Origin of the sequence: Amycolatopsis acidiphila, from assembly GCF_021391495.1 — a bacterium.
Lineage (GTDB): Bacteria > Actinomycetota > Actinomycetes > Mycobacteriales > Pseudonocardiaceae > Amycolatopsis_E > Amycolatopsis_E acidiphila.
The window spans coordinates 2,536,630-2,558,510 of record NZ_CP090063.1 but is presented as its reverse complement, the minus strand read 5'-3'; the positions used below and the strand labels follow the sequence as shown (position 1 = coordinate 2,558,510).

Sequence of the window (21,881 nt, the reverse complement as noted above, 5' to 3'; positions counted from 1 at the left end):
TCCAGTCGTGTGGAACGGGCTCAGTTGCGCGTGCGGGAACGGGCGAGCAGACGCTGGATGACGACCACGACGAGCAGGAACGCGCCGCTCACGACGGTCTGGTAGTTGGAGTCGAGGCTGCCGACCTGGTTGATGACGTTCTGGATGAGCGTGCGCAGCAGCACGCCGACGAGCGTGCCGACGATGGTCCCGGCGCCGCCGGTGAGCAGGGTGCCGCCGATGACGACCACCGAGATCGCGTCCAGCTCGGTGCCCACCCCGATCACCGTCACCCCGGACCGCAGGTACGCGGCGGTCAGGATGCCGGCGAGCCCGGCGAGCGCGCCGCTGAGCGTGTACAGGGTGATCTTCGTGCGGGCCACCGCGAGCCCCATCAGCAGCGCGGACTGCTCGGCGCCGCCGATGGCGAACACCGACTGCCCGAACCGGGTCCGCCGCAACAGGACGCCGCCGAGCGCGAACAGGATCAGTGCGAGGAACACCGGCACGCCGACGCCGAGGATCGTGCCCTGCCCCAGCCACAGCAACGCCGAGTCACTGTCCACTTTGTACGTGGTCGCGCCCTCGCTGGTGAGTGCCAGCAACAGCCCCCGCGCGAACAGCAGCGACGCGAGCGTGACGATGAACGGCGCCATCCTGGTGCGCGCGATGAGCAGGCCGTTGACCAGCCCGATGAGCGAGCACACCGTCAGCGGCAGCAGGATCGCGACGACGAGGCCGTACCGGCTGCCGTACGCGGCGAGCACGCCGCCCAGCGCGTACACCGAGCCGACCGAGAGGTCGATGCCGCCGGAGATGATCACGAACGTCATGCCGAGCGCGATCACCGCGAGGAACGAGCTCTGCAGCGCGAGGTCCCGCAGGTTGTCCGCGGACCCGAAGCGCGGGAAGGCGAACCACGCGACGACGACACCCAGCACCAGGACGACCGCCGCGCCCTGGCGCTGCAGCACTCCGGCGAACGCGGCGTTGCGGGCCGAAACGGTGGCGGTCATCGGCTGTTCCGCTCGCGCGCGACGTAGACCGCGGCGACGATGATGGCCGCCTGGACCATCTGCGCGGTCGAGTCCGGCAGGTCGTGCTTGATCAGGGTGGCGTGCACCAGCTGCATCAGCAACGCCCCGAACACGGTGCCGAGCACCCGGACCCGGCCGCCGGTCAGCGGCGTGCCGCCCACCACGACGGCGGTGATCGCGGACAGCTCCATCAGCAGCCCGAGGTCGTTCGGGTCGCTCGCGCCGAGCCGGGCCGTCGCCAGCACGCCCGCGACCGCGGCCAGCGCCCCGGAGATCACGTAGACGCCGACCAGCACGCGTTTCACCGGCAGTCCGGCGAGTGTGCCGGCCGCGCGGTTGCCGCCGATCGCGACGAGCTGCCTGCCGAAGGTGGTGCGCCGCACCAGCAGCCCGGCGAGCACCGCGAGCACGGCCGCGACCAGCACCATCACGGGGATCCCGAGCACGTCGCCGGTGCCGAGCGCGAGGAACTCCGCGTTGTGCAGCTGGACGAGCCGGCCGTGTGCGATCACCAGTGCCAGCCCGCGACCGCCGACCAGCAGCGCGAGCGTGGCGATGATCGGCTGGATCCCGAGCCGCGCCACCAGGAAGCCGCTGAACAGCCCGGACACGATGCCCGCGCCGACCGCGACGAGGATCGCGGTCAGCGGTCCCGCGCCCAGGTAGAGCGGGACGAGCGCCGCCGCCACGGACATCACGGACCCGACCGACAGGTCGATGCCCTCGGTGCCGATCACCAGCGCCATGCCCAGCGCGACGATGCACACCGGGGCCGCCTGCACCAGCTGCGTGCGAAAGTTCGCCGCGGACAGGAAGTTCCCGGTGAACACCACGTTGAACAGCAGCAGCACGACGACCGCGAGGTACACGCCGTAGTCCTGCAGCCACGAGGTGACCCGCGTCCGGTCCGGCACGGTCAGGCCGGCGCTAGCCATCGTGACCTCCCTCGGCGATGGACGCCAGGACGTTCTCCTCGGTGATGGCGTCGCCGGCGAGCTCCCCGACGACGCTGCCGTCGCGGAGCACGACCACCCGGTCCGCGCCGTCGACCAGCTCCTCCAGCTCCGACGAGATCAGCAGCACGCCGAGGCCTTCCCGCGCGAGCTCGTCGATCAGCGCCTGTACCTCCGCCTTGGCGCCGACGTCGATGCCGCGGGTCGGTTCGTCGAGCAGGAGGACCCTGGGGCCGGTCGCGAGCCAGCGCGCGAGCAGCACCTTCTGCTGGTTGCCGCCGGAGAGCTCCGCGACCTTCTGGTCCGGGCCCGAGGCCTTGATCCGCAGCCGCTCCATGAAGGTCCGCACGATCCGGTCCTGTTTGGACCGTCGCACCAGCCCGAACGGCGAGAGCCCGGGCAGCGCGGCCAGCACGATGTTCTCCCGCACCGACAGGTTCGGGATGATCCCGTCGGTCTTGCGGTCCTCGGCCAGCAGCGCGATCCCCGCCCGCATGGCGGCCGCGATCCGGCCGCGCTTCACGGGCTTCCCGGCGACCAGCACCGTACCGCCGTCGAGGGGGAACGCACCCACGATCGCCCGCGCGGTCTCGCTGCGCCCGGACCCCAGCAGGCCCGCGAGCCCGACGACCTCGCCGGGCCGGATGGTCACCGAGACGTCGTGCAGCCTGCGCATCCCGGACAGGTTCTCCGCCCGCAGCAACGGTTCCCGTTCGACGTCGTGCTCCTCGCCGAACGCGGTCACCCCTTCCTCGCGGATCTGGCGGATCTCCCGGCCCAGCATCAGCGAGACCAGCTCGATCCGCGGCAGGGCAGCCAATGGTCCACTGTGGACGACGCGGCCGTCCCGCAGCACGGTCACGCTGTCGCAGACCCGGTACAGCTCGTCCATCCGGTGGCTGACGTACACCACCGCGATGCCCTGGGTGTGCAGCCGGGCGAGCACCTCGAACAGCTTCTCGACCTCACGCGGCTCCAGCGAGGACGTCGGCTCGTCCATGACGACGACCTTCGCGTCGGTCGAGACCGCCCGCGCGAGCGCCACCATCTGCTGCGCGCCGACACCGAGCGCGTGCAGCGGGCGGCGGACGTCGTCGGTGATGCCGTAGCCCGCGAGCAGCTCGCGTGCCCCGGCGTGCATCCGCGACCAGTCGACCAGCCCCGCGCGGGTGCGCGGCTCGCGGCCGAGGAACACGTTGCCCGCGATGCTCATCAGCGGGACGAGGTTGACCTCCTGGTAGATCGTGGAGATCCCGGCCCGCTGCGCCTCGCTCGGCCGCTTGAACGCCACCGGCTCGCCGAGGTAGCGGATCTCGCCCTCGTCGGCCTGGTACACGCCGGTGAGCACCTTGATCAGGGTGGACTTCCCGGCGCCGTTCTCGCCGACCAGCGCGTGCACCTCCCCCGGCCGCACCGTGAAGGCCACGTCGTCGAGCGCGACGGTGCCGGGAAAGCGCTTCGTCACCCCGGTCACCGCGAGCACGGGTGCGGTCGTCATCGTGAACCCGGGATCGGTCGCGGCCGTCATCAGTACGCGTTCCCGACCTTCTGCGCGGCGTCGGTCTCGTCGTACTGGTCGTCGCTGATCACGATGCTCGCCGGGATCGGCTGCCCGTCGGCGAACTGCTGCAGGGTCTGGAACGCGAGCTGTCCGAAGCGCGGGTTGGACTCGATGACGGCGTTGTAGCTGCCGTCGGCGACGAGCTGCACGGCGTTGCGGGTGCCATCGACCGAGACGATCTTGACGTCCTCGCCGGGGGCCTTGCCCGCGGTGCGCAGCGCGTTGACCGCGCCGATGCCCATCTCGTCGTTCTCGGCGTAGACCGCGGTGAGGTCGGGGTGGCTCTGGACGAGCTGCTCCATCACGGCCTGGCCCTTGGACCGGTCGAACTCGCCGGTCTGCTCGGCGACCACCGACAGCCCGGGCGTCTTCGCCAGCTCGTCCTTGAAGCCCTGGGTGCGGTCGGTGGTCACGTTGTTGCCCGAGGAGCCGAGCAGGATGGCGACCTTGCCGGAGCCGCCGGTGACCCGCGCCATCTCCTGCGCCGCCCGCTTGCCCTGCTGGACGAAGTCGGAGCCGATGAACGTCAGGTAGTCGGCGCAGGGCTGCGAGGTCACCTTGCGGTCGATCGTGACGACCGGGACCTGCTTCGCCTTGGCCGCGTCGAGCGCGGGCTGCAGGCCGTCGGAGTTCAGCGGCGCCACCACGAGCAGCTGCGCACCGCGGTCGAGCAGGGACTTGATGTCGCTGATCTGCTTGTTGAGATCGCTCTGCGCGTTGGTGGTCAGCAGGTGGTCGGCCGGGATGCCGAGCTTGGCCGCCTCGTCCCGGATCGACTGCGTCTCGGCGATGCGGAACGGGTTGGCCTCCTTCTCCGACTGGGAGAAGCCGATCACCGCGGTCTTCGGGTCGAGCTTGGGGTAGCCGGTCTTCGCGAGGGTGCAGCCCCCGCTCGTGGGCGTGGCCGAGGCGGCGGAGGCCGCCGGACCGCCGCCACCGGCCGGGGCGGACGCGGTCTCTTCGCGGCTGGTGCACGCGGCGAGCGTGAGCACGGCGGCGGCCGTGGCGACCAGGACGAGTCGGGGACGGGGGAACAGGGACACGGGGACTCCTCGGGCAGCGTCGTCGATGGCCCGCTCACCGGAGTGACCTGGGTCACCCCGAAAGCCTGAGGTGTTTTTACATCGTTGGAACAACGATGTAAACCGCCTGAAGCTGCCTACAATGCGTGTTCGCGCCGACGTGAAGGGACCGCCTGTGGCCGTGACACTCAAGGACGTCGCCGCGCTCGCCGGCGTGTCGGTCAAGACGGTGTCGAATGTCGTCAACGGCTACGCCTTCGTCAAGCCGGAGAACCGCCGCCGGGTCGAGGAAGCGCTTGCGGCGACCGGCTACCGGCCCAACGTCGGCGCGCGCAACCTGCGCCGCGGGCGCACCGGCTTCCTGGCGCTGATGGTGCCGGAGCTGAACATCCCGTACTTCGGCGAACTCGCCGGGCTGGTGCTCACGGCGGCGCAGAAGCGCGGCTGGAGTGTCCTCATCGAACAGACACAAGGGACACGGGATCGCGAACGCACCACGCTGGCGTCGCTCGGGCCCCATCTGGTCGACGGCGCACTGGTGCATCCCGAGGCGCTCGAAGCGTCGGACTTCCGTGGCGTGGCAGGCGGAATCCCGATGGTGATGCTCGGCGAGCACGCCATCGACGTGCCGATCGACCGGGTGGCGATCGACAACGTCAAGGCCGCGCGCACTGCGGTCACCCATCTGGCCGGGCTCGGCAGGCGGCGCATCGCCGCGATCGGCCGCAACCCGGCTCGTGGCACCAGCGAGCTGCGCATGGCCGGTTACCGGTCGGCGCTCGCCGCGGCCGGACTGTCCTATGTGGAGGAGCTGGTGGCGCCGGCCGAGAAGTACCACCGGGCACACGGCGCGGCGGCGATGAAGGCGTTGCTGGCCCTGCCCGCGCCGCCGGACGCGGTGTTCTGCTTCAACGACCTGCTCGCCATCGGCGCGCTGCGGTCGGTCGCCGAGCTGGGGCTGCGGGTGCCCGAGGACGTGGCGATCGTGGGCTTCGACAACAACGAGGAGAGCGCTTTCAGCGTGCCCGCGCTGAGCACCGTCGCCCCGGACAAGACCGCGCTGGCCGAGACCGCGATCGACCTGGTGTGCCGGCGCATCACCGGTGAGACCGCCGCGCCGCCGCAGCACGTGCTGACCCCGTTCGCACTGGAGGTCCGGGAAAGCACGCGCGGGCGCTGATCCGGTGGACGCCCGCGCCGCGACCGCCGTAGGGTCGGCCGGTGCTGCACGCGGCCTACCCGATCCACACCGAGCGCCTGATCCTGCGCCCGTTCACCGCGGACGACCTCGACGACCTCTACGCCTACCACTCGCGGCCCGACGTGGTGCGGTACCTGTACTGGGAGACTCGCGACCGGGCGCAGGCACGCCAGGCGCTGGCGGACCGCGCGGGCAAGCAGGTGCTCGACGCCGAGGGGCAGAGCATCGTGCTCGCCGTGGTGTGGCGGGAGAACGGGCGCGTGGTGGGCGAGGTCAACCTGGCGTGGCTGAGCCGGGCGCACCGGCAGGGCGAGATCGGGTTCGTGTTCAACCCGGAGTTCCAGGGCCGGGGCCTGGCGACCGAGGCCGCCGAAGTCCTGCTGCGCCTGGGCTTCCGGGAGCTGGGGCTGCACCGGATCATCGGCCGCTGCGACGCGCGCAACCGGCCGTCCGCGGCGGCACTGGAGCGGCTGGGCATGCGTCGCGAGGCGCACCTGGTGCACAACGAGATCTTCAAGGGCGAGTGGTCCGACGAGTTCGTCTACGCCCTGCTCGACCACGAATGGCTCAACCGCCGGCCGGCGGCTCCACGAGCGGCGCGTCCTCCGGTGTGATCGTCTTCTGCACCCACGCCACGTCGTGCCAGGCGCCGTGCTTCCAGCCCACCCCGCGGTACACCCCGACGGGCTCGAACCCGAGCGCGCGGTGCAGCCCGGCGCTCGCCTCGTTCGGCAGGGTCATGCCCGCGATCGCCCGGCGGTGCCGCGGGCGGCCAGCCGGGCGAGCAACGCCTCGTACAGCAGCCGCCCGCCCCCGGCACGCAACCCGCCGGGCGCGAGGTAGATGCTCGTCTCGCAGCTCCACCGGTAGGCCGCGCGTTCGGCGGACGGGTGCCCGTAGGCGTAGCCGATCACCGCTCCGCCGTCTTCGAGCACCAGCCATCCGTAGGCCCGCGTGGCCGCGATCCGCCCCGACATCTGTGCCGGCGTCGGCGGTACCTCCTCGAAGCTGATCGCCGTGCCGGTCACGTAAGGCGCATAGATCGCGGCGCAGGCTTCGCCGTCCCGGTCGGTCGCATCACGAACAATCCGCATGACCACTATAGTAGCCAGAGTGGATCACATAATGGCCGCTCTTTTCACCGAACGGTTGGCCCACACGGTGCGGACCACGCGCGTCGCGCGCGGCCTGTCCGTGACCGCGCTCGCCGAGAGCTCGGGCGTCTCCCGCGCCATGATCGGCAAGATCGAACGCGGCGAGGTCCAGCCGACCGCCGCACTCCTCGCCCGGCTCTCCGGCACGCTGGGCCTGACCCTGTCCGAGCTGATCTCCCACGCGGAAGGCGATCCGCGCCGCCTTTCCCGCGCCGCCGACCAGGAGGTCTGGGCCGACCCGGACACCGGGTACCGCCGCAGGCCCGTCTCCCCGCCTGCCGGGGGTCCGCTCGAACTCATCGAGGTCGAGCTGCCGCCCGGTGCCCGCGTCCCGCTCGCCGCCGACACCTACGCCTTCATCCACCAGCAGATCTGGGTTCTCGACGGCAGGCTGACCTTCCACGAGGGCGACGAGGTGCACGAGCTGGACACCGGCGACTGCCTCCAGCTCGGCTCACCCGCGCCCTGCGTGTTCCGCAACGCGACGACGGAGCCCTGCCGCTACCTCGTGGCGATCGCCAAGCGTTCCTGACGATGGCCGAATAGGTGGGATACCTGTCATTGCGGCCACCTCCACCCGGTGCGAGCCTGAGGAAGTGCCCGTACACCAGGTCCTCATCCCGATTTTCCACGGCGTGCAGCCCCTCGACGTCACGGGGCCGTACGAGGCGCTCATGGGTGCGACGCAGCTGCTCGGCCGCTCGCGGGCCTACACCGTGTCGCTGGTCGCCGCCGGCTCGGAGTTCGTCACCGCCGAGAGCGGGCTGAAGCTCGTGCCGGACGGGCCGCTGCCCGCATCCGGCGCGATCGGCACCCTGCTCGTGCCCGGTGGCCTCGGCGCCCGGGACATGAGACCGGACGACCCGGTCGTCGAATGGCTGCGGCGGGCCGCGCCACGGTCGGCACGCGTCGTCTCCGTCTGCACGGGCGCCTTCCCGCTCGCCGCGGCCGGGCTGCTCGACGGGCTGTCCGCCACCACGCACTGGCGCCACGCGCCACGGCTCGCCGCGCGCTATCCGAACGTCGACGTGCGGGCCGATCCGATCTACCTGCGCCAGGGTCGCGTGTGGACCGCGGCGGGCGTCACAGCGGGGATCGACCTCGCCCTCGCGCTGGTCGAGGCCGACCACGGCGTCGAGGTCGCCCAGCACATCGCCCGCGAGCTGGTCGTGTTCCTGCGCAGGCCGGGCGGACAGAGCCAGTTCGCCGGTCCGGTGTGGACGGACCCGGCGCGCAAACCCGCGATCCGCGTGGCGCAGGACCTCATCCACGCCAGCCCGGAGGCCGACCTTCGGGTGCCCGCACTCGCCGCGCACGCCGGCATGAGCGAGCGGCACTTCAGCCGGGAGTTCGCCCGGTCGCTCGGCTGCCCGCCGGGCGACTACGTCGAGCGGGTGCGCGTCGACGCCGCCCGGCGGCTGCTGGAGTCCGAGCCGGTGCCCGTCCCCGTCGTCGCCACACGGTGCGGCTTCGGTACCGCCGAGACGATGCGCCGCGCCTTCCTGCGCCGGCTCGGCGTGCCACCCGACCATTACCGGCGGCATTTCGCCGCCCTGTCCTGACCGTTCGACGAAGGGAACCACCATGCAGGTCGCCATCGCGGCGTTTCCCCGGATGACCGCGCTCGACGCCATCGGCCCGTACGAGGTGTTGCAGCGCGTGCCGTTCCTGGACCTCGTGTTCGTGGGCGAGCGGCGCGGAGAGGTCCGCACCGAGAACGGGTTCCTCGGCCTCACCGTGGACGCGACGTTCGAGGAGGTGCCGCAGCCGGACGTCGTCGTGGTCCCGGGCGGCGCCGGCACGCGGGCGTTCCTGGACGGCGGGCCGGTCGTGGACTGGGCGCGCGCCACCTACCCGGGAACGCGGTTCACGACGTCGGTGTGCACGGGTTCGTTGGTGCTGGCCGCGGCGGGGCTGCTCGACGGGCTCACGGCCACCACGCACTGGTCCGTGCCGGACCTGCTGGCGAAACTGGGCGCGGAGCCGGTCACGCAGCGGGTCGTGGAGCACCTGGACCGGCGGCTGATCACCGCGGCGGGCGTGTCCTCGGGCATCGACATGGCGATCCGCTTTGTCGAGCTGCTGGCCGACGAGACCGCCGCGAAGAGCGCACAGGTCATGATCGAGTACGACCCCCAGCCGCCCTTCGACGCCGGCCATCCGAGCCGGGTCTCCGCGGAGGTCATGGCCCGCGTGGCGGAGTACGCGCAGACCCGCGCGTAGGTCCGTCAGGACGGCACACTTCGCCGGCTCCGAGCTCCGCCCGGCCGTCTCGGCCACCACAGCCCGAGGTCGACGAGCTGACGCAGGTGCCGACCGGCGGATCCACCTCGCCGACGCAGGTCAGCGCCGATCCAGCGCCTCCTTCGCCGCCTCGGCGACGGCCGCCGCCGTGGCGGCCAGGGCGGGCGAGTCGAGCTTCCACTGCTGCCAGTACAGCGGCACGTCGATCGCGCGGCGGGGGTCGAGCAGCACCAGCGTCCCCGACTCCAGCCGCGGCGCGGCCTGCGCCGCGGGCACCAGACCCCAGCCGAGGCCGGCCACCACCGCGTCGACGAACCCCTCCGACGACGGCACGAGATGCCGCAGCGGGCCCGCGTCCCGCCCTCGGGTGAGCGCCCTGGCGAACCGGTCCTGCAGATCGTCGTGCCGGTCGAACACCACCACCGGCACCTCGCCGACCGCCTTGCGCAGCGGCCTGTCCAGCCACCGCGCCACGAAACCCGGGCTCGCCACGGGCAGGTACCGCATCCCGCCGAGCGGGCTGACCGAGCAGCCCTGCACCGGGTCCGGCGACGAGGTGACCGCCGCCATCACCAGCCCCTCCCGCAGCAGCGTGGTGGTGTGGTCCTGGTCCTCGCGGTGCAGCTCGAAGCAGATCCGCAGCTCGGCGGGCACCCCGGTGAGCACGGGCAGGAACCACGTCGCGAGGGAGTCGGCGTTCACCGCGATCGGCAGCGTCGCCGGTTCGCCGCTGTGCGCCATCCCCAGCTCCACCCGCGCGTCCCGGTCCAGCTGCGCCAGCTGCCGGGCGAGCCGGACCACGACCTGGCCGGACTCGGTGAGCCGCGCCGGTTTCGTGCGCAGCAGCAGCACGCGCCCGGTCCCCTGCTCCAGCGCCTTCACCCGCTGGCTCACCGCGGACGGTGTCACGTGCAGGACGGCCGCGGCCGCGTCGAACGTGCCCTCGTCGACCACGGCGAGCAAGGTGCGGAGCTGATCCAGGGGGAACATCACAAGCGCTAATGATACGTAAGAATCCTTAGCTGGACTGTTGACATCGAAGTTCGTAGCGTCGAGGGTGTGACAACAGCTCCGCTCGCCGCGGCCGCCGGGTTCGGCACGGGTCTCTCGCTCATCGTCGCCATCGGCGCCCAGAACGCTTTCGTGCTGCGCCAAGGCATCCGGCGCGAGGCGGTGCCGCTGGTGGTGGCGATCTGCGCCGCCTCCGACGCGGTGCTCATCGCCCTCGGCGTCGCGGGCGTCGGCTCGGTGGTGCGGGCGCGGCCGACGGCCGTGACGGTGGTCGGGCTGGTCGGCGGGGTGTTCCTGATCGGCTACGGCGTCCTCGCGGCGCGCCGGCTGTGCAAGCCCGCCGCGCTCACGGTCGAAGACGGCACGGCGGGATCGCGGCGCAGCGCGGCACTGACGTGCCTCACGATCACCTGGCTCAACCCGCACGTCTACCTCGACACCGTGCTGCTGCTCGGTTCGGTGGCCGCGACGCACGGCGCGCAGCGCTGGGACTTCGCGCTCGGCGCCGTCCTGGCCAGCGTGTGCTGGTTCGCCGCGCTCGGCTTCGGCGCACGCCTGCTCACGGGGTTCTTCGCACGCCCGGCCTCGTGGCGGGTCCTCGACGGACTGGTCGCGGCGACGATGGTCACGGTCGGCGGGCTGCTGCTCGCCGGAACCTGACCCGCCGCCGTATGGTGCCCGGGGTGCGCACCGTCGAGATCGTGGCCCTGCTCGTCTCGTCCGTGCACGCCTTCGAGGGCAGGCCCGCCGACGGCCCGCGGCCCGACCCGGCGCCGGTCGCGCGGGAGCACGTCGTGGTCCGTGCCGGCCTCGGCCTGGCCGGGGACCGGTACTTCAACCATCCCGCCCACCGCAACGCGGCGGTGACGCTGTTCGCCGCCGAGTCCCTCGACGAGGTCGCCACGACGCTCGGCCTGGACGCGGTTCCCGATCCGCTCCTGGTCCGCCGCAACATCGTGCTGCGCGGCTACCCGGTCGACGAGCTGGCCGCCCGCCGGGGCCGCGACGGCGCGGTCTTCAGCCTCGACTCCGGCGACGGCCCGGTCCGCTTCCGCGCGCGCCGCCCGGCGCACCCCTGCGCCTGGATGGACACCGTGCTCGCGCCGGGTGCGTTCCGCGCGCTGCGAGGGCACGGCGGGGTTCGCTGCGTTCCCCTCGACGACGGGACGCTCCGGCTCGGCAAAGCCACCCTCGACGTCGAAGGCTGAGCCGCGGCGCAGGCTCGGCAGCCCGGTGGCTCTGCCGCGCGGATCCGGCACACCGCAGCCCGGGGCTGGCAGAATGGCGGCGAGATGAGCAACCTGGAAGCGGCACCTGGGGAACTGGTCTGCCAGGACCGGCCCGGCACGGCGCCCGGCGTCACCGTCCTCGCCCCGCGGGACGTGCCGCTGGGCGGTCCCCGCGCGATGCGGGTGCGCCGCACGCTGCCCCAGCGGCAGCGCTCCCTCATCGGCGCCTGGTGCTTCGCCGACCACTACGGGCCGCAGGACGTCGCCGGCACCGGCGGCATGGACGTGGGCCCGCATCCGCACACCGGCCTGCAGACCGCGAGCTGGTTGTTCAGCGGCGAGATCGAGCACCGCGACAGCCTCGGCTCGCACGCCATGGTCCGCCCCGGCGAGCTCAACCTGATGACCGGCGGGCACGGCATCGCGCACTCCGAGGTCTCCACGCCGGAAACGACCACGCTGCACGGCGTGCAGCTGTGGATCGCGCTGCCGGACGAGCACCGGCACACCGCCCGCGACTTCCGCCACCACGCCCCGCCGCGGCTCGCGCTGCCCGGCGCGTCGGCCCGCGTGTTCCTCGGCAGCCTCGCCGGGGCGACCTCCCCGGTGCCGACGTTCACTCCCCTGCTGGGTGCCGAGCTGGTGCTGGACCCGGGCGCGCGCCTCGCGCTCGACGTCGACCCCGCGTTCGAGCACGGCGTCCTGCAGGACATCGGCGCCATCACGGTCGCGGGCACCGCCCTGGCGACCGGCGACCTGGCCTACCTCGCACCCGGCGCGCGCCGGGTCGAGCTGGCCAACACCGGGGACAGTCCGACCCGGGTGCTCGTGCTGGGCGGTACGCCGTTCACCGAGGAGATCGTCATGTGGTGGAACTTCGTGGGTCGCAGCCACGACGAGATCGCCGCGTTCCGCGAGGCATGGGAGGCGGAGTCCGAGCAGTTCGGGGACGTCGAGGGCTATGCCGGCACGCCGGGGAGGCTGCCCGCGCCCGCGCTCCCCCGCGCCCGCCTCACCCCACGCCGCAACCCCACGGAAGGCCATCGATGAGCGACACCGCGGTCCGCCGCAACGACGAGAAGAGCCGGTACGAGATCAGCGTCGACGGCGAGTTCGCGGGCCTCGCCGCCTACGCCGACCGCGGGGACCAGCGGGTTCTCTACCACACGGAGATCGAGCAGGCGTTCGGCGGACAGGGCCTGAGCAACGTCCTGGTCACCGAGGCGCTGGCCGACATCCGTGCCGCCGGGAAGCGGGTCGTCGCGGTGTGCCCGCTGGTGGCCGCGTTCCTGCACAAGCACCCTGACCAGGCCGACCTCGCCGACCCGGCCACGGCCGAGACCCGGAACTGGCTCTACGAGACGCTCGGCTGAGACTCCTCCAGCAGCAGGACCCGGACCCCGCCGGGCGCCAGGGAGACCTCCCGCACCTCGGCCCGGCCGTCCGGTTCGACCAGCCGCCCGGCGGCCCGCGGCTTCACGGTGACCGGCTCGTCGCCGTGCCCGAGCAGGAACACGAACCGGCGGCCGTCGTCGTGTGCGAGGACCTCGGCGCTCACCGCCGGATCGGCGACGGTGAGCGGCCGCCGCAGACCGGCGAAGTCGGCCAGGGCGTCGTAGAGCACCTGGAGGTCGTTCGGGTTCACCTCGGCCGTGCGGTCGGTCATGTGCTCGAGCGGGTACGTGCACAGCAGGATCGCGCCGCTCCCGGTCCGCCTACGCAGCAGCGCGGGCCTGCCCTGCCGGTCGGTCGCCAGCACCTGCGCCGACACCGGCCGGACCGGCAGGTACGACCGGCTGTGCTCGTTCCCCGCCACGGGGAAGGTGAGCGTGCTGCCCGCGGCGAGCTCGCCGAACCCCTCGGCGAACGTCAGCCGCACCTCGTCGTCCTCGATGCGGTCGGCGAGCCCGTACCGCAGCTGGTGCTCGACCCCGAACACCGTGTTGAGCCCGGCGTACCAGGGGCCGCGCTGGAAAGCGCTTTCGCCGTGGCAGTACGACACGTAGACCACCGCGCCCGCCTCGGCCAGCTGCTCCAGCCGACGCCAGGTGGGCGCGGTCAGCTCCTTTGTGGACGGTACGACGTACAGTGCGCAGTCCTCGTCGATGCCGTCCCGCTCGCGCGTAAGGCCCACCGGGATGTCGGCCAGCTTCGCGCTCACGTAGGCCTGGCGCAGTACCGCGTACGGGAACTTGTTGTCCACCGGGTCGCTGATCGGGATCGCGCCTTCGAAGTGCTCGGGCACCACCAGGGCGGCCTGCGCGGGCTCGCGGTGACACCTCGGGAGATCGAGGTCGGCCACCGTCTTCGCGAACGCGGCCAGCTCACCCAGCTGCGGCTTCGGCGTGCCGTCGGTCGTGGTGAGGCCGAAGTGCAGTTCGAACGGGTGGTGCCGGTACGGGTCCTCGCCTGCGAGGTCGTCGAAGTCGGTGTTGTTCCAGGCGATCCAGCCAGTGGCGCCGGCCAGCAGGCTCGTGTGCAGCACCTGCCGGTAGTACCGCGCGGCGTGCTCCGGTGCGGCGAAGTCCGAGGACAGCCCGAACTCCTCGAGCACCACGGGCAGGCCGAACGCGCCCGCCAGCTCGCAGTTGAACGCCGCGGTGTACTGCTGGCGGACCGGGTCGTCGCCCATCGGATAGACGTGCGGTCCGACGAAGTCGGTGAACGCCGCCAGGTCCCGCACCGAGAACCCGTTGTGCACGCCGGTGACCTCCGCACCCCAGGCCCCGTCGCCGACCGAAACCGGTTGCGTGCCACCGCCTGCGCGCACCGCCTGCACCATCAGCGTCGCCCAGCTGGTGACCGGGTCCTGAGTGGACGGATCGCCGTAGATCGGCATCTCGTTGCTGATCAGCCAGCCGACGACGGCCGGATGCCCGGCGAAGCGGCGGGTCAGCCGCTCGATGTACCACGCCTGCCGCGCCACCAGCCAGACGTCGGTGTACAGGTCGCGCCCCGCCCGCCACGGCGGGTCGAAGTTCGCGCCCGACATGTGCCCGACGAGGAACGTGGGGATGGTGCCGAGCCCCAGCTCCTCGTGTGCGTCGAGGAAGTCGGCGTAGGCCTGGACGCAGTCCTCGTCCAGGCGGTCCGGCTCGGGCATGAAGTCCGGCCAGAAGAAGAACGAGCGGGTCATGTTCAGCCCGTGCCCGGCGAGGACGCGCAGCTCCTCCCGCACGACCGCGCGGTCGTAGCGATGCCACATCCGCGGTCCGCCGGTGCGCGACCAGAAGTTCGCGCCCAGCCAGCTCACCGGTGCTCCCCCGGCCTGCACGAAACGAAAGCTGCGGTGCACCACGGCTCCTCTCAAGCCTTGACCGCGCCGGCGGTGAGCCCGCGCACGAGCGCCTTCTGCAACAGCAGGAACCCGGCGACCACCGGTAGACTGACCACCAGCGACGCGGCCATCACCTGGTTCCAGTACACATTGGACTGGGTGGCGTAGCTGCGCAGCCCGACCGCGAGCGTGCGGGTCTCGGTCGTGGTGAGCACCGAGGCGAACAGCACCTCCGTCCAGGCCGTCATGAACGCGTAGATCGTCACCGCCGCCACCCCGGGCAGCGCCGCCGGGAGCACGACCCGCACCAGCGCGCCCAGCGGGCTCGCGCCGTCGACGAGCGCGGCCTCGTCCAGCTCGCGCGGGATCGAGTCGAAGTACCCGACCAGCAGCCAGATCGAGAACGGCAGCGCGAACGTCAGGTACGTGATGATGAGCCCGAACCTGCTGCCGAACAACGAGGTCCCGGCAGCGCGGTCGAGGTTGACGTAGATGAGGAACAGCGGCAGCAGGAACAGGATGCCCGGGAACATCTGCGTCGAGAGCACCATCGTCAGGAAGCCGCCCCGGCCACGGAACCGGTAGCGGCTCAGCGCGTACGCGGCCAGGATCGCGATGAGCACCGAGCACACACTGGCGCCGAGGGAGACCCACACGCTGTTGACGAAGTACTGCGCCAGCGGCACCGTCCGCCACATGTCGATGAACGGCTGGACCGTCACGGCCGAGGGCAGCAGTGTGAACGCGCCCTGCACGTCCCGCAGCGGCTTCACCGACGACACCAGCATCACGTACAGCGGCACGACGGTGAACACCGTCAGCACCACGATCACGGTGATCCGGGCTACCCGCACGCCGACCCCGTCACGCATGCTCGGCCCTCCGTCCCGAGAACAGCATGTAGATCGCCGACGCCACCAGCAGGAACGCCAGCACCAGCACGGACATCGCCGAGCCGAGCCCGAAGTTCCAGGTGACGAACGAGGACTGGTAGATGTGCACGGACAGCACGTCCGCGTCCGGCGGCGCCGCCGCACCGAACAGCGTGTACGGCACGGTGAAGTCGTTGAAGCTCCACAGGAACAGCACCAGCAACAGCACCCGGTTCACCGGCCGCAGCATCGGCAGGGTCACCCGGCGCAGCTGCTGCCACGGCCCGGCACCGTCCATTTCGGCCACTTCGTACAGCTCGTCCGGGATGCTCTGCAGGCCCGCGGTGATGGTCAGGAACGCGTACGGCCACACCCGCCAGACCATCACGACCACCAGGCTGACGAAGCTGTTCGGCCCGACCAGCCAGAACGGCTTGTCGTCGAACAGGCCCAGCCCGTCCACCAGCACCCGGTTCACCAGCCCGGTGTCGCGCTGCAGCATGAACCGCCAGGTGATCACCGCGGTGAACACCGGCAGCGCGAACGGCACCAGGAACAGCGTCCGCAGCACCCCGCGGCCGGGGAACGGCTTCTGCAGCGCGACCGCGGCGGCCAGGCCGAGCAGCCAGCACAACACCACGACCAGCACCGTGAACACGACGGTCGTCGTGAACGAGCGCAGCAGCTGCTGCCCGGCCGGGGAGCTCAGCCGTGCGGCGAGCGCGAAGTTGTCCAGCCCGATGAACGGCGCCCTTGTCCAGTTCCGCAGCGTGAACTGGTTGACCTGCTGGACGCTCATCCAGACCCCGACGAGCATCGGGATCACGTGCACCGCCAGCTCGGCGAGCAGCGCGGGAACGAGCAGCACGTAGGGGAACCAGCGCTTCGCCGGGATCCGCCGCCGGCGGGTGCGAGCCCGCCGCGGCGGATCGTCCGGCGGACCGCCGACCCGGCCGCGCCGCTGGGTGGCGGGCAGGCTCATCCGCCCGTGCGCATCTGCTCGTTCGCGGCGGTCAGCTTCGCCTGCACCGCGGCGGCGTCGATCTTGGTGCCACCGGCCGCCTGCGCGAGCAGCTCCTTGACCGAGGTACCGATGAGCGTCTCGAACTGCGACTCCTGCGCGATCATCGGCATCGACTCGGCGGCGTCGGCCAGCACGCCGCGGAAGGTCGCGATGAGTGGCGTCTGGAACTGCGGGTCCTGGTAGGCCTGGGTGACCACGGGCAGCGAGCCGAGCTTGCCGTTGAGCACCTTCTGCTCGTCCACACCGGTCATGAAGTCGATCAGCTTCAACGCGCCGTCGGGGTTCTTGCTGTTGGCGAAGGCGGCGATGTCGATCCCGGCGACGTGGCTGGACACCTTCGCGCCACCCGCCGGCAGCGGGTCGGGCACCGGGATCGGGACCACGCCGTACTGGCTCTCGTCCATGCCGTCCGTCTTCAGCGCGGCGGTCGCGTAGTTCTGCACCATGATCATCGCGGACTTGCCTGCCGCGAAGTCCCGGAGCATCTCGGTGTCGTTCTCGTGCTCGGCGTCGCTGGGGTTGACCACGCCGCCGGTGAGCAGGTCGACGTACTGGCTGACCCCGGCGACCATCTGCGGTGTGTCGAACCCGGGCTCGCCGTTGACGAACAGCTGCGCGCCGTGCTGCCTGCCGAACATGAACGCGAAGTGCGCGCCCTCGGTGTAGCTCGCGCCCTCGAGCCCGACGCCCCACTGGCCTTTGCCGGGGTCGGTGAGCCGGTGCGCGACCGCGACCAGGTCCTGCCACGTCTTCGGCGGCGCGACACCGGCGTCGGCGAAGAGCTTCTTGTTGTAGAACAAGCCGTACGCCAGGCCGTAGAGCGGGACCGCGGCCGGTGGCTGGCCGGGCGCGCCGGTCGCCGCCATGCTGCTGGCCAGGAACTTGTCCTTGCCGCCGACCTTCGCCAGCGTCGCGTCGTCGAACGGCTGCAGCGCGCCGGTCGCCTGCAGGGACGCGGACCAGGTGTTGCCGATGTTGACCACGTCCGGGCCCTCACCACTCGTGGTGGCGGCGAGGATCCGGTTGAGCAGGTCGGGCCAGGAGATGACCTCCAGGTTCACGTGGATGCCGGTCTGCTGCTCGAACTTGGCCAGCTCCGGCTGCAGGATCTGCCGGTCGGCGTCCAGGCTGCTCGCCTGGTTGCTCGCCCAGTAGGTCAGGGTCTTGCCGTCCGACGACGACGAGCCCGACCCGCAGGCGGTGATCCCGAAAACGAGCAGCAGTACGGCCAGCACGGCCGTGGTCCTCGATGACCTCACGATCGCTCCCGGTGGGGTTCGGTGGCGGTGATGTGCATCACAAGGTGTCAGTTAACCGGTTAAGCTGTCAATGTCCGCGACCGGTACTTGCCCGGGGGACCAGCGTGGGCTGCCCTGTGCGTACGTCGCGTACCTCGCCACCGGCGAGCAGGTCGAGCAGGAGCCGCACGGCGGCCTCGCCGTGCGCCGGGATGGGCCTGCTGACCGCGGTCAGCGCGGGCCGGACGAGCCGGCAGAGCGCGGAGTCGTCCCACGCCACCAGGGAAAGCCGGTCGGGCACCGGCAGGCCGAGCTCCTGCGCGACGCCGAGCGCGGCCACCGCCATCACGTCGTTGTCGAACACCATCGCGGTCGGCGCGTCGGCCGCGGCGAGCACCCGGCGGGCGACGACCGCGCCCGCCTCGTCGGAGTAGTCGGTGTACACGGTGCGGGCCCCGGCCAGGCCCAGCCGTTCCGCGGTGGCGTCGAAGGCCGCCGAGCGGACCCGCGTGTGCACGAACTCGGCGGGCCCCGCGACGCGCACGACGCTGCGGTGCCCGAGCGCGGCGAGGTACTCGAGCACCTCCGTCACGGCGGTGCCGTCGTCGGTCCACACGCACGGCAGCCCGCCGCGCCCCTCGGGGCCGCCGACCACCACCGCGGGCAGCCCGATCTCCTGCAGCAGCGGGGTGCGCGGGTCGTCCACCCGCAGGTCGACCACGAGCACGCCGTCGACGCGGCGCTCGGCCCACCACCGCCGGTAGGTCGCCAGCTCGGCCTCCTGGTTGTCGGAGACCTGGAGCAGCAGGGCGAACGGGCCGTCGGCGAGCGCGTTCTGGATCCCGGCGATCAGCTGCATGAAGTACGGCTCGACGCCGAGCACGCGGGCCGGCCGGTCCACGATCAGCCCGATCGCGCCCGCGCGCCCGTCGGACAGCGCCCGCGCGGCGCTGCTCGGCGCCCAGCCCAGCCCCTCGGCGATGTCGAGGATGCGCCGCCGGGTCGTCTCCGCGACGCCGGGGCGCCCGTTGAGCGCGTAGGACACCGCACCCTTGGACACTCCCGCGGCCTTCGCGATGTCGGCGATCGTCGGGCGTTTCATCCGCCCCCCTGGGTGGTTTCCTGTGCTGAACCGGTTAACACACTAGCCCCGCCGCAGCTCGTACCGGAAGACAGGCCGCGCCTCCCCGGCCGAGCCGTCAGCCGTCAGCCGAGCGGGTGAAACCGTCCTGGGGTTTTCCTGGGAGGGTGACCCGGACGACTGACAGAAGCGGACCGAACGCCCGAAGGGCACTATTTTCTGCCCGTCCGGGAAGTGTCTGCAGCAAGGAGTTCGTGTGCTCAGGAGATTCGGCCTCATCGCGATGGGCGCCGGCGTGGTGCTCGGCGGGTTCGCCTCCGGCGGCCAGGCGTCGGCGCAGGGGATCACACCGGTGACGATGGACGGCGTGGACGCCATGCGCCACCTCGACATACCTCCGGCGTTGTGCCGGAGCAACCTCACGGTCCCCCTCGTCCAGGTTCCGGTCCAGCAGGTGCTGGACAACGGGTCGCCCGACCGCTGCGCGAGCGGTCGAGGTTCCTGATCGCGGCCGGGATCGGCGCACGCCGCGCTGATCCCGGACCCGGCAGGATGTGATCATGACCGTCCTGCTGTCCGACCCACTGATCGCCGCCATCTCCGCCGGGGAGAACGGGGAACCACTCGTCGATCTCCGCGAGGTCCCCGGGCTCCGCCTCGGAGCGCACGCCGCCGATCCACTCGGCGCCTACGCCCTGGCGCGAAGCGGGGTCCTGGACCGGCTGCTCGCCGCTCAGGCGGCCTTACCGGACGGCGTGCGGCTGCTGGTCATCGAGTGCTACCGGCCACCGAAGCTACAACAGCGGTATTTCGCGGAGTACCGCGAGGAACTGCGCGCGATGTATCCGAAGTGGACGGACGAGCGACTGCACGTCGAGGCGAGCAAGTTCGTCTCGCCACCGGAGGTCGCGCCGCACTGCACCGGCGGCGCCGTGGACCTGACGCTCGCCACCGGCGACGGCGCGGCACTGGACCTGGGCACCGCGGTCAACGCGAACCCGGAGGCCAGCGCCGGCGCCTGCTTCACCGCCGCGACGGGCATTCCGGCGGAAGCCCGGCGCAACCGGGACCTGCTGGTGGCGGCGCTGACCGGGGCGGGCCTGGTGAACTACCCCACGGAGTGGTGGCACTGGTCCTACGGTGAGCGCTACTGGGCGCACGTGACCGGCACCCGGGAGACCCGCTACTCGGCCGTCACCCCGCCGGTCGCCTGAGACCCGCCCCGGGGCAGCTCAGTGGCCGGCGGCGCCCAGCTTGTCGGTGATGTCCGCGGTCTGGTCCGCGGGCGGGGCGGTGACGTTCACCGGGGTGCCGAAGTCGCTGAACGTCTCGGTCAGCGACACCGAGACAGGCCCGGGCGTCGCCGTGCTGCCTGCCGTGCTCGGCGGGGTCGCCCTCTCGTCCAGCATGATCTTGCGCAGCCGCCCCTGGTCGTCGATCCACACCTGCGCCGGCAGGGTGTGCGTGCCCAGCTGCTGCTCCAGCTTCTGGGTGGCCTGCTGCGCCTGCGCCGGCCGGCCCGCCGTGGCCTTGTCCAGGTCGATCGTCACGTCGTAGTGCTTCGTCGGGGCACCGTCCACAGTGTCCGGCCCGATCTCGCGCACCTGGTCGCTCGCGCCCCGCAGGTACCCCAGCGCGTCCGTCGGATCCGAGGGCATCGAGCCCTGCAGCTCGCTCAGCGACGCGCCGTACTGCTGCTGCGCGATCTTGTTCAGGTCGAGCGAGACCCAGGGCTTGCCACCGGCCAGCTGTGCCCCGAGCTGCCCCGGCAGCTGCAGGTACACCATCCCGTTGACGAACCTGGTCTCCATGGTCCCCGCGTTGGCCGGAAGGGTCTCGGTGAGCTGCGCGGCCTTCCCGGTGAAGTCGACGACGCCGGATGCGGTGATCGGCAGCGACTGGCCGCCCATGCCCAGCTGGGTCGACATCGTGGTCTTCGCCGTGTGGGCGTCGGTCGTCTTCGAGTAAGCGGCCGCTACCACCTGATCGGGTGAATTTTCGGTCTGAGCCGCAGGTGGGGCGGTGGTTCCACCACTCGAACAGGCCGCCACGACCAGACCGGTCGCCATCAGCGCTGCTCCCGCGGCCGCCCCCATCGCTGCGCGCATCCTTCCTCCTCGGTCCAGCCGGCCGCGCCGCGCCCTGCTGGACGGCGCCGACCGGGAAAGCACGCTTCGAGTGCCCAGAAGCGATCATCCCTCAACCGAGTGTGACCAGCGTCACGCGAGCGGCGACCGGTCGCCGGGAGTGCGCAATGGCGCCTTTGTAGGGTGCGGGTGTGCGATCATCCCACCGCTCCCACGTGGCGCCCGCCGAGGCCCGCGGAGCCGAGTCGTGAGGTCACTCGCGCCGACCCTGGCCGAAATGGACGAGGAGCGGGCGGCCCGGCTGCGTGGCCTCATCGTGCGGCAGCTGATCGAGACGACCCGCGCGGCGGACGAGCACTTCACCCTGCTGCACCTGTTCCTGCTGCCGCCCGCGCCCGGCGAGTCCCGCTTCCTGCTCTACGAGGTGATCGAGCCGGTGGACGCCGCCGCCCCGGTCCGGCAGGTGGTCGACGAGGTGCGCGAGGAGCTCGCGGCGGCGGGCGACCCGCGGCTGGTCCCCGACGCGGACGACCGGTGGCAGCGCGTCGACCCGGATCTGCGGGGCTTCTACGTCGGTACCGGCGCGCGGTTCCGCGCGCCGAACAGCGGCACCACGGGCACGACGATCATGCGGCTGGTGGACCGGACGGCCGTCGTGCTCACGCTCGACGCCGACGAGGAGCCGACGCTGCTGCAGACCTCCCAGCCGGTGGTCCTCGACGAGGAGGTGTACCCGGCGATCCGGCAGATCCCGGCGACGAGCGAGCCGCCGTTCATCCTGATCGACACCTTCGCGCGCCTGCTGCAGAACCCGGCCGACGCCGGGGAACCGTTCCGCCCGTTCGGCTGAGAAACCCTGGCCGTCGAGGCGGTGACCAGCGAGAATGGCGGGGCGTGCCGGGCCGGTCGCT

Annotated in this window: 23 protein-coding genes and 1 pseudogene; 12 read left to right on the top strand and 12 right to left on the bottom strand. The window is 71.9% G+C overall.

What is annotated here, in order from left to right; all coding sequences use genetic code 11:
- Nucleotides 1-20: 20 nt before the first annotated feature.
- The 4 genes from LWP59_RS12430 to LWP59_RS12415 are packed head-to-tail and all read right to left on the bottom strand — an operon-like array spanning nucleotide 21 to nucleotide 4,573.
- On the bottom strand, nucleotides 21-995 hold the full coding sequence (locus tag LWP59_RS12430) for an ABC transporter permease (protein ID WP_144633141.1): 975 nt from the start codon (nucleotides 993-995) through the stop codon (nucleotides 21-23).
- On the bottom strand, nucleotides 992-1,951 hold the full coding sequence (locus tag LWP59_RS12425) for an ABC transporter permease (RefSeq protein ID WP_144633139.1): 960 nt from the start codon (nucleotides 1,949-1,951) through the stop codon (nucleotides 992-994). Before LWP59_RS12425 ends, LWP59_RS12430 begins: the two co-directional genes overlap by 4 nt.
- On the bottom strand, nucleotides 1,944-3,497 hold the full coding sequence (locus LWP59_RS12420; RefSeq protein ID WP_144633137.1) for a sugar ABC transporter ATP-binding protein: 1,554 nt from the start codon (nucleotides 3,495-3,497) through the stop codon (nucleotides 1,944-1,946). Before LWP59_RS12420 ends, LWP59_RS12425 begins: the two co-directional genes overlap by 8 nt.
- Nucleotides 3,497-4,573, bottom strand: a complete 1,077-nt coding sequence (locus tag LWP59_RS12415; protein ID WP_144633135.1) for an ABC transporter substrate-binding protein — start codon at nucleotides 4,571-4,573, stop codon at nucleotides 3,497-3,499. The genes LWP59_RS12420 and LWP59_RS12415 overlap by 1 nt, the downstream gene beginning before the upstream one ends.
- Nucleotides 4,574-4,727: 154 nt before the next feature.
- Here LWP59_RS12415 and LWP59_RS12410 point away from each other — a divergent pair, with 154 nt between their 5' ends.
- On the top strand, nucleotides 4,728-5,732 hold the full coding sequence (locus tag LWP59_RS12410; RefSeq protein WP_144633133.1) for a LacI family DNA-binding transcriptional regulator: 1,005 nt from the start codon (nucleotides 4,728-4,730) through the stop codon (nucleotides 5,730-5,732).
- Nucleotides 5,733-5,773: 41 nt separating this feature from the next.
- Nucleotides 5,774-6,367 (top strand): GNAT family N-acetyltransferase, encoded by a 594-nt coding sequence (locus LWP59_RS12405; RefSeq protein WP_144633131.1) that lies wholly within the window; start codon nucleotides 5,774-5,776, stop codon nucleotides 6,365-6,367.
- Here LWP59_RS12405 and LWP59_RS12400 read toward each other — a convergent pair.
- Nucleotides 6,321-6,847: pseudogene (locus LWP59_RS12400) on the bottom strand (N-acetyltransferase family protein). The gene LWP59_RS12405 and the pseudogene LWP59_RS12400 sit on opposite strands and share 47 nt — an antisense overlap.
- A gap of 31 nt (nucleotides 6,848-6,878) precedes the next feature.
- Between LWP59_RS12400 and LWP59_RS12395 the strand changes: the two are divergent.
- The 3 genes from LWP59_RS12395 (at nucleotide 6,879) to LWP59_RS12385 (ending at nucleotide 9,130) form a co-directional block, all read left to right on the top strand.
- Nucleotides 6,879-7,439, top strand: a complete 561-nt coding sequence (locus tag LWP59_RS12395) for a helix-turn-helix domain-containing protein (protein WP_144633129.1) — start codon at nucleotides 6,879-6,881, stop codon at nucleotides 7,437-7,439.
- 64 nt (nucleotides 7,440-7,503) lie between these two features.
- Nucleotides 7,504-8,469: a GlxA family transcriptional regulator gene (locus tag LWP59_RS12390; protein ID WP_144633127.1), complete on the top strand. Its 966-nt coding sequence runs from the start codon at nucleotides 7,504-7,506 to the stop codon at nucleotides 8,467-8,469.
- Nucleotides 8,470-8,491: 22 nt separating this feature from the next.
- The gene (locus LWP59_RS12385; RefSeq protein WP_144633125.1) at nucleotides 8,492-9,130 is read left to right on the top strand and encodes a DJ-1/PfpI family protein; all 639 of its coding nucleotides are present in this window, start codon (nucleotides 8,492-8,494) and stop codon (nucleotides 9,128-9,130) included.
- A 120-nt stretch (nucleotides 9,131-9,250) separates the two neighbouring features.
- Here LWP59_RS12385 and LWP59_RS12380 read toward each other — a convergent pair whose 3' ends face one another.
- The gene (locus tag LWP59_RS12380) at nucleotides 9,251-10,141 is read right to left on the bottom strand and encodes a LysR family transcriptional regulator ArgP (protein WP_144633520.1); all 891 of its coding nucleotides are present in this window, start codon (nucleotides 10,139-10,141) and stop codon (nucleotides 9,251-9,253) included.
- A gap of 69 nt (nucleotides 10,142-10,210) precedes the next feature.
- On the opposite strand from LWP59_RS12380, the gene LWP59_RS12375 reads away from it, so the two are divergent.
- The 4 genes from LWP59_RS12375 to LWP59_RS12360 all read left to right on the top strand — a co-directional run bounded on the left by LWP59_RS12375 (nucleotide 10,211) and on the right by LWP59_RS12360 (nucleotide 12,764).
- On the top strand, nucleotides 10,211-10,822 hold the full coding sequence (locus LWP59_RS12375) for a LysE/ArgO family amino acid transporter (protein ID WP_144633123.1): 612 nt from the start codon (nucleotides 10,211-10,213) through the stop codon (nucleotides 10,820-10,822).
- A gap of 23 nt (nucleotides 10,823-10,845) precedes the next feature.
- Entirely contained in the window at nucleotides 10,846-11,370 is a 525-nt protein-coding gene (locus tag LWP59_RS12370; protein ID WP_229857992.1) for an MOSC domain-containing protein, read from the top strand.
- 84 nt (nucleotides 11,371-11,454) lie between these two features.
- Nucleotides 11,455-12,441 carry a pirin family protein gene (locus LWP59_RS12365; protein WP_144633119.1) on the top strand — a complete coding sequence of 329 codons (987 nt, stop codon included), beginning with the start codon at nucleotides 11,455-11,457 and terminating at the stop codon, nucleotides 12,439-12,441.
- Nucleotides 12,438-12,764 carry a GNAT family N-acetyltransferase gene (locus tag LWP59_RS12360; protein ID WP_144633117.1) on the top strand — a complete coding sequence of 109 codons (327 nt, stop codon included), beginning with the start codon at nucleotides 12,438-12,440 and terminating at the stop codon, nucleotides 12,762-12,764. The genes LWP59_RS12365 and LWP59_RS12360 overlap by 4 nt, the downstream gene beginning before the upstream one ends.
- Here LWP59_RS12360 and LWP59_RS12355 read toward each other — a convergent pair.
- The 5 genes from LWP59_RS12355 to LWP59_RS12335 all read right to left on the bottom strand — a co-directional run bounded on the left by LWP59_RS12355 (nucleotide 12,746) and on the right by LWP59_RS12335 (nucleotide 18,904).
- The gene (locus LWP59_RS12355) at nucleotides 12,746-14,665 is read right to left on the bottom strand and encodes a cellulase family glycosylhydrolase (RefSeq protein ID WP_267967025.1); all 1,920 of its coding nucleotides are present in this window, start codon (nucleotides 14,663-14,665) and stop codon (nucleotides 12,746-12,748) included. The genes LWP59_RS12360 and LWP59_RS12355 overlap by 19 nt on opposite strands.
- A 32-nt stretch (nucleotides 14,666-14,697) precedes the next feature.
- Nucleotides 14,698-15,540: a carbohydrate ABC transporter permease gene (locus LWP59_RS12350; protein WP_144633113.1), complete on the bottom strand. Its 843-nt coding sequence runs from the start codon at nucleotides 15,538-15,540 to the stop codon at nucleotides 14,698-14,700.
- The gene (locus LWP59_RS12345; protein ID WP_144633111.1) at nucleotides 15,533-16,522 is read right to left on the bottom strand and encodes a carbohydrate ABC transporter permease; all 990 of its coding nucleotides are present in this window, start codon (nucleotides 16,520-16,522) and stop codon (nucleotides 15,533-15,535) included. The genes LWP59_RS12350 and LWP59_RS12345 overlap by 8 nt, the downstream gene beginning before the upstream one ends.
- A complete protein-coding gene (locus LWP59_RS12340; RefSeq protein ID WP_144633109.1) occupies nucleotides 16,519-17,823 on the bottom strand; it encodes an ABC transporter substrate-binding protein in 1,305 nt (434 codons plus the stop codon). Before LWP59_RS12340 ends, LWP59_RS12345 begins: the two co-directional genes overlap by 4 nt.
- Nucleotides 17,824-17,890: 67 nt before the next feature.
- On the bottom strand, nucleotides 17,891-18,904 hold the full coding sequence (locus LWP59_RS12335; protein WP_144633107.1) for a LacI family DNA-binding transcriptional regulator: 1,014 nt from the start codon (nucleotides 18,902-18,904) through the stop codon (nucleotides 17,891-17,893).
- Nucleotides 18,905-19,139: 235 nt separating this feature from the next.
- Here LWP59_RS12335 and LWP59_RS12330 point away from each other — a divergent pair, with 235 nt between their 5' ends.
- Complete coding sequence (locus tag LWP59_RS12330; protein WP_144633105.1) at nucleotides 19,140-19,388, top strand: hypothetical protein; 249 nt, start codon at nucleotides 19,140-19,142, stop codon at nucleotides 19,386-19,388.
- A gap of 55 nt (nucleotides 19,389-19,443) precedes the next feature.
- Nucleotides 19,444-20,097: a M15 family metallopeptidase gene (locus LWP59_RS12325; protein WP_144633103.1), complete on the top strand. Its 654-nt coding sequence runs from the start codon at nucleotides 19,444-19,446 to the stop codon at nucleotides 20,095-20,097.
- Between the two features lie 18 nt (nucleotides 20,098-20,115).
- Here the strand turns inward: LWP59_RS12325 and LWP59_RS12320 are convergent, their stop codons facing one another.
- Nucleotides 20,116-20,865: a hypothetical protein gene (locus LWP59_RS12320; RefSeq protein ID WP_144633101.1), complete on the bottom strand. Its 750-nt coding sequence runs from the start codon at nucleotides 20,863-20,865 to the stop codon at nucleotides 20,116-20,118.
- Between the two features lie 352 nt (nucleotides 20,866-21,217).
- On the opposite strand from LWP59_RS12320, the gene LWP59_RS12315 reads away from it, so the two are divergent.
- Nucleotides 21,218-21,820 carry a hypothetical protein gene (locus tag LWP59_RS12315; RefSeq protein WP_144633099.1) on the top strand — a complete coding sequence of 201 codons (603 nt, stop codon included), beginning with the start codon at nucleotides 21,218-21,220 and terminating at the stop codon, nucleotides 21,818-21,820.
- Nucleotides 21,821-21,881: the final 61 nt, after the last annotated feature.